The organism is Streptomyces beijiangensis, assembly GCF_017315755.1.
Taxonomy (GTDB): domain Bacteria; phylum Actinomycetota; class Actinomycetes; order Streptomycetales; family Streptomycetaceae; genus Streptomyces; species Streptomyces beijiangensis.
In genome coordinates, this window is sequence record NZ_JAFLRJ010001091.1 from 1 (window position 1) to 363 (window position 363).

The 363-nt window shown below is 74.4% G+C and carries 1 pseudogene; it reads right to left on the reverse strand.

Annotation, left to right across the window (positions count from 1 at the left end):
• Positions 1–20: 20 nt before the first annotated feature.
• A pseudogene (locus J0695_RS40690) lies at positions 21–363 on the reverse strand (hypothetical protein); the annotation flags it as partial.

Genomic DNA, 363 nt, shown 5'->3' on the forward strand with positions numbered 1-363 from the left:
GGCGCGAGGGGGCGGGTCCGTCAGGCGACGGCGCGTCCGTGGGCCCGAAGCGTCAGCAGCGCCTGGATCGTCACGATCGGCCGCCACTCCAGGGCCGTACCCGGCGCCCAGGCAGGCCAGCTGATCGGCCAGCCCCCGTCCTCCTGCTGCTCGCCCGCGAGGTGGTCCAGCGAGCGGCTCATCTCCTCGTCGGTGAACCAGCCGCGCGCCAGGGATTCGGGCGTGCGTGCGAAGTCGTACGGGAAATGGTGCTCGCCCGGTGCGTACCCGGGCGCCACGGGGAAGTCGGCGGGTCGCTGCGGATCCAGTACGGCAAGACGCTGCTCCCGCACCAGGCGTCCCAGCCGGTCCGCGGCGGCCTGG